The 9,463-nt window shown below is 69.7% G+C and carries 6 protein-coding genes and 3 pseudogenes; 3 read left to right on the top strand and 6 right to left on the bottom strand.

The annotated features are described in order from the left end of the window. A pseudogene (locus AB0J04_RS44345) lies at nucleotides 1-799 on the bottom strand (hypothetical protein); the annotation flags it as partial. Nucleotides 800-933: 134 nt separating this feature from the next. Between AB0J04_RS44345 and AB0J04_RS44340 the strand changes: the two are divergent. From AB0J04_RS44340 to AB0J04_RS44330, 3 genes and pseudogenes are all read left to right on the top strand, one after another. After that, a pseudogene (locus AB0J04_RS44340) lies at nucleotides 934-1,139 on the top strand (cell wall anchor protein); the annotation flags it as partial. A 92-nt stretch (nucleotides 1,140-1,231) separates the two neighbouring features. Then, on the top strand, nucleotides 1,232-2,914 hold the full coding sequence (locus AB0J04_RS44335; RefSeq protein WP_363174403.1) for a carboxylesterase family protein: 1,683 nt from the start codon (nucleotides 1,232-1,234) through the stop codon (nucleotides 2,912-2,914). A gap of 410 nt (nucleotides 2,915-3,324) precedes the next feature. Continuing rightward, nucleotides 3,325-4,298 (top strand): annotated as a pseudogene (locus tag AB0J04_RS44330) (IS5 family transposase). A 365-nt stretch (nucleotides 4,299-4,663) separates the two neighbouring features. Here the strand turns inward: AB0J04_RS44330 and AB0J04_RS44325 are convergent. The 5 genes from AB0J04_RS44325 to mmuM form a co-directional block, all read right to left on the bottom strand. After that, nucleotides 4,664-5,236 (bottom strand): YbhB/YbcL family Raf kinase inhibitor-like protein, encoded by a 573-nt coding sequence (locus tag AB0J04_RS44325; protein WP_363174402.1) that lies wholly within the window; start codon nucleotides 5,234-5,236, stop codon nucleotides 4,664-4,666. Beyond that, entirely contained in the window at nucleotides 5,233-5,799 is a 567-nt protein-coding gene (locus tag AB0J04_RS44320) for an isochorismatase family protein (RefSeq protein WP_363174401.1), read from the bottom strand. Before AB0J04_RS44320 ends, AB0J04_RS44325 begins: the two co-directional genes overlap by 4 nt. Further along, on the bottom strand, nucleotides 5,790-7,628 hold the full coding sequence (locus tag AB0J04_RS44315; protein ID WP_363174400.1) for an MFS transporter: 1,839 nt from the start codon (nucleotides 7,626-7,628) through the stop codon (nucleotides 5,790-5,792). The genes AB0J04_RS44320 and AB0J04_RS44315 overlap by 10 nt, the downstream gene beginning before the upstream one ends. Before the next feature lie 29 nt (nucleotides 7,629-7,657). After that, nucleotides 7,658-8,098 carry a MarR family winged helix-turn-helix transcriptional regulator gene (locus tag AB0J04_RS44310; RefSeq protein WP_363174399.1) on the bottom strand — a complete coding sequence of 147 codons (441 nt, stop codon included), beginning with the start codon at nucleotides 8,096-8,098 and terminating at the stop codon, nucleotides 7,658-7,660. 270 nt (nucleotides 8,099-8,368) lie between these two features. Continuing rightward, nucleotides 8,369-9,364 (bottom strand): homocysteine S-methyltransferase, encoded by a 996-nt coding sequence (gene mmuM / locus AB0J04_RS44305; protein WP_363174398.1) that lies wholly within the window; start codon nucleotides 9,362-9,364, stop codon nucleotides 8,369-8,371. Nucleotides 9,365-9,463: the final 99 nt, after the last annotated feature.

The raw sequence follows: 9,463 nt of genomic DNA, 5'->3' as shown, positions 1-9,463 counted from the left end.
TCCTCGTACTGGACGTACTTGGGCTTTCGGCCGGTGCGGCGAGAGTGCGTGCCGGGCGTCGCGACGGGGCGAACGTTGCCTGCCGCGGCACTAGGTGTGCCTCAGCGTGACGTGAAGACACCGGGAAACGCGAGATCATGAACGCCGGAACTTTCGAAACTCCGAACACATGGGACGACCGGACGCGGACGTGCCGGCTCTGTCCGGGGGACCGGTGCGGCGGGCTGTTTCCGGGTGGCGGCGGACCCGCGGAACCGATGCGGCGGTGAGCCGTGGAGGCGGCCGCCGACCGCCGCACGGGGTGCGGCGGCTTGCCGAGCCGGTAGCCGGTACGGGAATTCGGCGATCGGCGTGGGTGGCTCTGTGGAGACGTGCACCTCAGCCGGAAGTTCCGGAAGTTCCGGAAGTTCCGGAAGTTCCGGAAGTCGCGGAAGTCGCGGAAGTCCTGGAAGTCCTGGAAGTCCTGGAAGTTCGCAGTGAAGGACGCGTCGACCAAGTCTTGGACATGGATTTCCGCCAGCGCGCCGGTGAAGCGCAGCCGCTCCCCGTGGTCGTCCGACAGTCGGCCGGCGTCCAGCGGCGGACCGACCGGTATGCGCACGCCGTCGCGCAGATACCAGAAACGAGCTTCCACCCCGACGACCGTCACACCCAGGGTGAGCGGCGCACTCGCGTCGACATCCACGACCGCCGCCTTGCGTGCACCCTTCTCGTCGCGTTCCACCAGGCCGAGCACCGTCCGGCCGTCGCCGCGCCACTGCTGCCCGCGCTGTGGTTCGGCCGCGGGTTCCACGGCCAACCCGACGGGCCTTCATGGACGGCCGGTCGGGGGACATCGCACGAGCTCGAGGGCACGTCGACCTCGACCGCCGGACGCCGACCACCCTGCCGTAGCCGGGGTTTGCCCTTCGTGTCCCAGGCCTCAGCCTGGACACCGTCATCTCCGCCTCGTCCCGCGGGCAGGTCCGCCCGGTGTGGGCGATGGTGCACCACCACTACACCGGCGCCTCTGTCCGGACGACAAGTACATCTCCCAGATGTGCCTCTCCGTCGCCCCTGAGGGCGGCGGCGGGGATTACGGGTCCACCAGCGGCGGCTGCGACCAGCTCGGTTTCGGCACCCTGATGTACGCCGAATAGCCCTGCCAGAGGCTCGTGCATCGGAATACCGTGCGCTGTTGTGGTGCTCTGGTGTTACCGGTGCGCGAGCGCGGCGAAGGGCTGGTGAGCAGATGGCGGCAGACCAGACGAATCCCGTGGGCGAGGGCCAGGCGGAGCCCGACCCCGATCCCGTCGTCAGGACCCCCTACGGGTCCGTACGCGGAAGATACGAGCATGGCGTCGCCGTCTTCCGGGGAATCCCGTACGCGGCACCACCCTTCGGGCCCCGCCGCTTCCGGCCGCCCGTGCCGCCCGAGCCCTGGGGCGGGGTGCGCGATGCGGGCGCCTTCGGTCCGACGCCGCCGAAACCGCCGTACTCGGACGCCTTCGCCCCGTATCTGTCGGACCCCGTCGTGCCCGGCGACGACTGTCTCAACCTGAATGTCTGGACGCCCGAGCCTGGTCCGGGCGCGCGGCTGCCGGTCCTTGTGTGGCTGCACGGTGGTGCCCTGACCAGGGGTTCCTCAGCAGTCCCTGTGTACGACGGAGGTGGCTTCGCCCGTGAGGGAACAGTTTTCGTGTCGATCAACTACCGACTGGGCGTAGAGGGCTACGCACTGTTCCCGGACGCCCCCGCCAACCCCGGGCTGCGCGACCAGCTCGCCGCGCTGGAATGGGTCCACCGTTCGATCGGGGCCTTCGGCGGCGACCCTGACAGGGTCACCCTGGCCGGACAGTCCGCCGGAGCCATCAGCGTCGGTGCGCTGATCGCGGCCCCACAGGCGCAGGGGCTGTTCCGGCGGGCCGTCCTGCAGAGCGGGCCGCCGGAGGCCTTCGAGCGGGACAAGGTCCGGCGCATGGTGCGCCGCATGGCGGCCCGGCTGAAGATCCCCGCCACCGCCGAGGCCTTCGCCGCCGTCGACCGGGGCCTGCTGCTGCGTACCCAGGCCGACGTCGGCAGGCTCGGCAGCCCTGTCCTGGGCGGTCCCGCCTTCGGCATCGTCGTCGACGGCGATCTCGTCCCACGCGACCCCCTGGAGGCCCTCGTCGACGGGGATGCGGCACCCGGCATCGACCTCCTCCTGGGCTGGACCCGCGACGAGTACCGGCTCTGGCTCGTCCCGGGCGGCCTGCTGGAACACGTCGACCGGCTGGGGCCCGTCGCTCTCGCCGGCGCGATGGCCCGCTGCCACTGCGGCCACGAGGTGCCGCGCGGCTACCGGGCCCTGCACCCCGAGGCCCGCACCGCGGAGATCGTCGGCCAGATGGTCACCGACAACCTGCTGCGGCTCCCGTTGCACCGGCTGGCCGACGCCCGTCCCGGGGCGTCGTACGTGTACGAATTCGCCTGGCCCTCGCTCCGGCCGGACCTCGGGGCCTGCCACGCCCTCGAACTCGGCTTCGTCTTCGACACCGGCGAGACGCCCGAGTCCGCAAAGCTCGCGGGGGACGGCGCGCCGCAGGGGCTCGCCGACGCGATGCACGGGGCGTGGACACGGTTCGTCGCGACGGGCGATCCCGGCTGGGAAGCCTGGGACGCAGCGCATCCGGTGCGGGTCTTCGGCGAGGTCGACAGCGGACCGTATGAGGGAGGCAGTATTCGGCAGGGGGTCGACCGTATGCCATATACCGCATACGGTCTGCGTGATCGCGAGCTGGCCCTGTGGACGGCGGAGGCGGAAGGCCCCCTCGCGGGCGAATCCGTCGGCGAGACGGCGACATCGAACCCGCTGTTCGCCAGAACCGTGCGCGGCACAGAGCTGAGATCGGCGGTGCGTCGGCTGCGCCGGGCCGGGGGAGTGCAGGGTCGCTGACCGTCGGGTCGACTGGCGGCGGAGGAGCGTGCTTTCCGCCAGAGCGTGTCCCTCGACCGATTGCGACGCGTGCCCCTTGCCGGTGGTGAAGCGTGCCCGTGGCGCGGGAGCCGTTGTCGTAGCCGACCGATAGCTTCACCTTGAGGCCGAGGAACCCCTTCCCGTTCCCGCGACCGAGTCCCGCACCACCATGTGCGAGCCCAGCAACAGGTGTTCGCCCCGGTACGTCGGGGGAGCGGTCTGCCCAGCACCGTACGGACGGCGAGGCGGCCCGACTCCTCCGGGTGTGAGCAGTTGCGGTACAGGAAATCCCGGTGAGAACGATCATGGTCGATTAGGGCCTGTGTGGAGTTGTGATCTCGCGGGGCCCCGGTCTGGGAAATCCGGGGGCCCTGGAGTAGAACGGTGGGGTGTCTCGACCTCAACTTTCGGATGCTGAGTGGGAGTTCGTCTCCCCGTTCCTGCCGGTCGGTGAGTACGGGCCGTACCCGGAGAACCTGCGGGCGCACTTCGAGGGCGTCGTGTGGCGGTTCAGGAACGGGGCGAAATGGCGGGAGTTGCCCGAACGGTTCGGGCACTGGTCCACCGTTTACGGCCGGTTTCGGCAGTGGCGGGATGCCGGGGTGTTCACCGCGGTGTTCCAGGGTGCGATCGCCGAGGCGGCGAAGCGGGGCCTGGTGGACTTGTCGCTGGTCAGCGTGGACTCGACCACAGTCCGGGCCCATCACGATGCTGCCGGGATGATCGTGGAGCCCGAGACCCTGGACGCGTTGGAGAAGGCCGCCGCGGAAAAAGGGGCGCCGGCCAGGAACAAGACGGGCAATCGGACCCGGAGCGGGAAGAGCGACGACGCGTGAGGCGTCGCCGCAGGGCCCGACTCGCCGCCGCCGACCTGGGGCGCTCCCGCGGCGGACTGACCACGAAGACCCACCTGTCCTGTGTGCCGCAATGCCTGCCCCTCTCGCTGAAGATCACTGCGGGGCAGGCCGGGGACAGTCCGCAGTTCATCCCCGTCCTGAACGGGATCCGCGTCCCCGGCCCGGTCGGCCGGCCCCGCACCCGGCCGGACGCAGTCGCGGGCGATAAGGCGTACTCGTCCCGCCAGAACCGTTCCCACCTGCGCAAACGTGGGATCAAAGCGGTCATCCCCGAGAAGAGGGATCAGGCCGCCCACCGCAAGAACCGCGGCTCACGCGGCGGACGGCCCGTCACCTGGGACAAGCAGTTGTACAAGCTCCGCAACAGCGTCGAACGCACCATCAACAAGATCAAGGACTGGCGCGGTCTCGCCGTCCGCTACGACAAAAAGCCTGAAAGCTACCAGGCCGGACTCGAATTATGCGCCGGCCTCCTCTGGATCCGGCACCTCGGATCACAGCCTTGATCACAACTCCACACAGGCCCTAGCACACCGGATGCGGCTGCTGCTGGGGTTCACGGAAAGCCGCCGGTTGCTCGTCGCAGAGGAACGCCGCGTGCGAGGTGCCGGCCGTGCGAGGTGCCGGCTGTGCGAGGTGCCGGCCGCAGCAGCGACCGCACGCCGGTCCGCGTCCGTCGCCGCCGGGGTGTCGTCGGTGACGGCCGTGGGGCTACCGCCCCGGCCGTCGCGCCGCACGCCATGGGATGATCTTGAAGCTGTGAAAGGGCGGTAGGTGAGCTGGTGTTCAGGGTAATGAGCCGAGCTCACCTGGGCGCCCGGATCTCCTCAGCCCCGGGCACGCCGCTTGTGTGGGGGCCCGGGGACCGGTGTCAGCGTTCGAAGGTGCCGGTCAGTCGGCCGCGGGCGAGGACGGGTGAGGTGGTGGCGGGCAGGAGGGCGCGGGGCCGTACCCGGGCCACTGGCGTTGTGCCAGGGGTGCTGTCCACGGGGGTCGCCAGGGCGAACAACTGGAAGGTGTAGCGGTGTGGCCCGTGGCCTTTGACGGGCCCGGGACCGTGGTATCCGCGCCCGATGGTGGACCGAAGCAACTGCACTCCGGTGGGCGGCTGTCGTGCGTCGAGGGCACCGGGCTCCAGGTGTCCGACTGCCGGATCGATCAGGGTCATGCAGTGCACGGCGGGCTTGGCAAGGGGGACGTCGATGTCTTCGATGACCAGGAGGAGTTGGGCGGTGCCGGCCGGCGGCGGGGTCCAGGCCAGGTGGGGGGACAGGTTGTCGCCGCCGATGTTCTTCAGGCAGTGCTCCAGCGGAATGGAGTCGCCGTCGCCGAAGTGCCGACTGGTGAGGGTCAGCAGTTCGGGGCCTTGCAAATTGGGCAGATTCCACGCCGCGTGGGTCTCGCCTGCTCTGCGGTTGTTCAGGATGCGGCCCAGCAGAGTCATCGCGTTGCCTCGATCATGTCGATGATTTCGGTGGCGGTGGCGGTCTCGCCGAGTTTCGGGAAGACGCGTTCGATGCTGTGGCGGTGGGCGTCGGCATCAGGGTCGCTCATGGCGTCGGTGGCCAGGACGACGTGGTAGCCGTAGTCGGAGGCAGAGCGTGCGGTCGACTCGACACCTGAGCCGGTCGCGATTCCGGCGAGCACGATCTGGGTGGCGCCCAGGTCCCGCAGGAGGGTGTCGAGTCCGGTGTCGTGGAATGCGCTGCGCCGCCGCTTGGTGATCAGGTGGTCGGTCGGCTGGACGTCGAGTTCGTCGATGAGGTCGGCCCAGCCGGCCGGAAGTGCGGCGCTGCTCCCGAACCGCTGGGCTTCGGTGCGTCCCGGCGCCCGTCCTGTGACGTTGACCAGGATCACGGACAGGCCGTGTCGCCGGAACTCGGCGGTCAGGTGGGTCGCCTGCTTGACGGCGGCAGTCGTCCGGCTGTCGGTGTGGGCCGCCACGATGCCCTCTTGCAGGTCGATCACGACGAGCGCGGGCGTGCGGTCGATCGCTGTCAGTGCCATGGGGGTGTTTCTCCTGTGGATATCGGCCAGTCGCCGGGATCAGGGCGCATGCTGGTCTCCGCGCGCGTCGTCTCTGCCCCGTCGTCGGTCGCAGCTGCAAGGGTGGTGCCGGTAGCGGCTGTTGGTGGTCCGGGGGTCTTGGCCGTGAGGCTGTTGCCGCGCAGAAGGGAGGCGAGCGCGGCGAGGAAGGCGAGGGTGGCGCCGAAGGCGAACACGATGACCAGGCCGGAGTGGAAAGGCCCGGAGATCAGGGTCGGGAAGAATCGGCGTCCGGTCAGGGTCTGTTGCTGCACCGCCGTCAGGTGGGTCAGGGCGCCGCTGGGCTGGAGCAGGTGCTTGATCGGGTTGACGCCCAGTTGGGCGGCGAACAGGGACGAGACTGGGGGCAGGCCGCCGACCTGGGTGGCGACGTGGGCCGCTACGCCCTGCTCTCGCAGGCCGGTGGTGAGGGTGCGCGGGAGGCTGTGGGCCAGACCGGCGATCACGAGGGAGAAGAACACGCCGATGGAGACGGCGGTGCCGGAGTTCTGGAAGGTGGCGCGCATGCCGGAGGCGACACCGCGCAGCTGCGCGGGCACGCTGCCCATGATCGAGGAGGAGTTGGGGGAGGCGAACATGCCGCTGGCGATCCCATTGAGCGCGATCAGCACGGCGAAGATCCAGTAGCTGAAGTTGATCGGCAGAAGCATCAGGCCCAGGAAGCTGGCGCCGAACAGCACCGCACCGCCAGTGGCCAGCCCCCGGGAACCGAGCCGGTCGGACAGGTACCCGGACACCGGGCCCGCCGCGAGGAAGCCCGCGGTCAGCGGCAGCATGAAGATGCCGGCCCACAGCGGCGTGTCGCTGTAGTCGTAGCCGTGGAGCGGAAGCCATATGCCCTGCAACCAGATGATCAGCACGAACTGCATCCCGCCGCGACCGATCGAGATGCCCAGGCCCGCCAGATTGCCGAAAGTGAAGGCCCGCAGGCGAAAGAGACCCAGTTGGATCATCGGTGCGGAGACGCGGTTCTCGATGGCGACGAACGCTGCCAGGAGAACCAGCCCGCCGGCGATCAGCCCGTCGACCAGCGGGTTGGTCCAGCCCATGGTGTGCCCGCCGTAGGGCTGCAGGCCGAAGGTGACCGCGATCAGGACCGCGCTGAGACCCACCGCGAAGGTTATGTTGCCCCACCAGTCGATCCGGCCGCCGCCGCGTTTGCCGGTCTCACGCAGGGTGCGGTAGGCCCACAGCGTGAAGAACACGCCGACAGGCACGTTCACCCAGAACACCGCCCGCCAGTCCCAGGCCGACAGCAGCCCTCCGGCGACCAGGCCGAGGAACATTCCGGCCAGGCCGGCGACCTGGTTGATGCCCAGGGCGAAGCCGCGCTGCTCCTTGGGGAAGGCGTCGGTGAGGATCGCGGCCGAGTTCGCGGCCAGCATCGACCCGCCGACGGCCTGCACCACCCGCCAGGCGATCAGCCACATCGCTCCGTGGCCGCCGTCGAAGGGGTCGAAGGACAGCAGGATCGACGCGAAGGTGAAGACCGCGAACCCGGAGTTGTAGATCCGGACCCGGCCGTACATGTCTCCCAGCCGACCCACCGTGACCACCAGGACGGCCTGCACCAGCCGGTACCCCATGATCATCCACAGCAGGTAGGCGATGTTGCCCGGGGCCAGCGGGTCCAGGTGCACGCCGCGGAAGATCGCCGGCAGCGCGATCAGCACGATGGAGCCGTCCAGCGCGGACATGAAGACCGCCGCGGTCGTGTTCGTCAGCGCCGTCCACTTGTACCGGTCACCGGCCGAGCGGCCCGGGGCGCGCGTCTTGGGAGGATCCGTCATCGGCTTGCGTCCTCATGGTTCCGTCGGCGTCAGATGTTCTGGGCCAGCCGCTCCAGCAGCGGCGCGGCCGCTGCGAGTTGCTCCAGCTCCGTGGGGGTGAACTTGCCGCTGGTCAGGGCCCGGGCGATGAGTTCGGCCCGCGCGTTGCGCTTGTTCTTCAGCGCCTGCAGACCGGCTTCGGTCACCGTCAGCACCACGCGCCTGCCGTCGTTCGGATCCGGACGACGTTCGACCAGGCCACGGGCCCGCAGCGCGCTGAGTGTCGCTCCCATGGCCTGTGCCGTGATCTGCACTTCCCGGGCCAGCGCCGAGGAGGTGGTGGGGCCCGAGCGCTCCAGGTGCGACAGGGCGGTCCGCTCGGGCATCGTGAGTCCGCCGTCGATCGGTACTTGACGTACCCGTCGCACCAGCACGCTGAGACCGCCCAGCAGGACCGAGGCGACTTCGTCAGGGTCCAGATCATCGTTCATAAACTAAGGCTACCTTATCAGTCAGCCTTAGTAAATCCGCCCAGCTGTGCACCGCGCCCCGGGAGAAGCGGAGCGGTCAGCGCAGACTTGCCCGCCGCCAGGACGGACATCGCCGCACCGGCGACCGGGGGTCCACCCCGAGCGGCGCCGACCCCGACGTCGAGCGGTCGCACAAACGGTCCTTTGCGCGAGCATGATCAATAACCGGTCGCCGGACCCCGCCCGACCGTCGACCGGTTCTCACAACCCGTTCTCACAACCCGTTCTCACTCAAAAGCGGGACGGGCTCCGTTCTGAGACTTGCATCGTGCGAAAACCCGGGCCCATGACGGAGGTCAGCGTCCGGGCGATCGATGCGACTGCCTCCGGGCCGACTCGGCAGCAGCCGCCGATCAGCCGGGCTCCCGACTCCCGCCAGCCTCGGACCTGTTCGAAGGTGAAGGTGGAACGGCCGTTCCAGGCGCGGGCCTGCGCGTCCCAGACCTCGCCGCTGTTCGGGTAGACGACGACAGGCTTGCCCGTCACCCGTGCCGCGGTCGCCACGGCGGCGTCGACGTCCTCGGGGGCACAGCAGTTGACACCGACCGCGATCACCTCGTCCGCGTCGGCAGCCAGGGCGAACGCCTCCGCCAAAGGTTGCCCGGCGCGGGTACGGTCACCGGCGATCGAGTACGACAGCCAGGCCGGCACACCGAGACCGCGCACCGCACGCAACAGCGCCTCTGCCTCTTCGGCGTCGGGAACCGTTTCCAACGCCAACACATCGGGCGCGGCGGCAGCCAGGACCTCCAGCCGGGGACGGTGGAAACGCGCCAGTTCCTCGACGCTCAGCCCGTAGCGACCCCGGTACTCGGAACCGTCCGCGAGCATCGCCCCGTACGGCCCCACCGACGCGGCCACCCACAACGGATGCGCGACCCCCTTGCCCCGGGCCTGCCGAGCCGCCTCCCGGGCCAGTTCCACGCTCGAGGTGAGCAGTCGGGCCGCCTCCCGGTCACCGATACCGCGCTTCGCGAAGCCTTCGAAGGTGGCCTGGTAACTGGAGGTGATCGCGACGTTCGCACCCGCCTCGAAGTAGGCGAGATGCGCCTCGGTGATCGCCTCGGGCCGCTCGGCGAGCAGCCGCGCCGACCACAATTCGTCGCTCAGGTCGTGCCCGGCGGACTCCAGCTGGTTCGACATGCCACCGTCGAGGACAACGCATCCGCCGACGAGAGCCGTGGCGAGGGAGGCCTCCGAGAGCGGAGCAGGGGTGTCGCTCGTCATGTCACGACGCTAGTGCCGCGGCAGGCAACGTTCGCCCCGTCGCGACGCCCGGCACGCACTCTCGCCGCACCGGCCGAAAGCCCAAGTACGTCCAGTACG

The organism is Streptomyces sp. NPDC050263 (assembly GCF_040655955.1).
In the GTDB taxonomy this organism is placed as follows: domain Bacteria; phylum Actinomycetota; class Actinomycetes; order Streptomycetales; family Streptomycetaceae; genus Streptomyces.
Note: the sequence above shows the minus strand (reverse complement) of the source record. Positions and strands in the feature narration are given on the sequence as shown.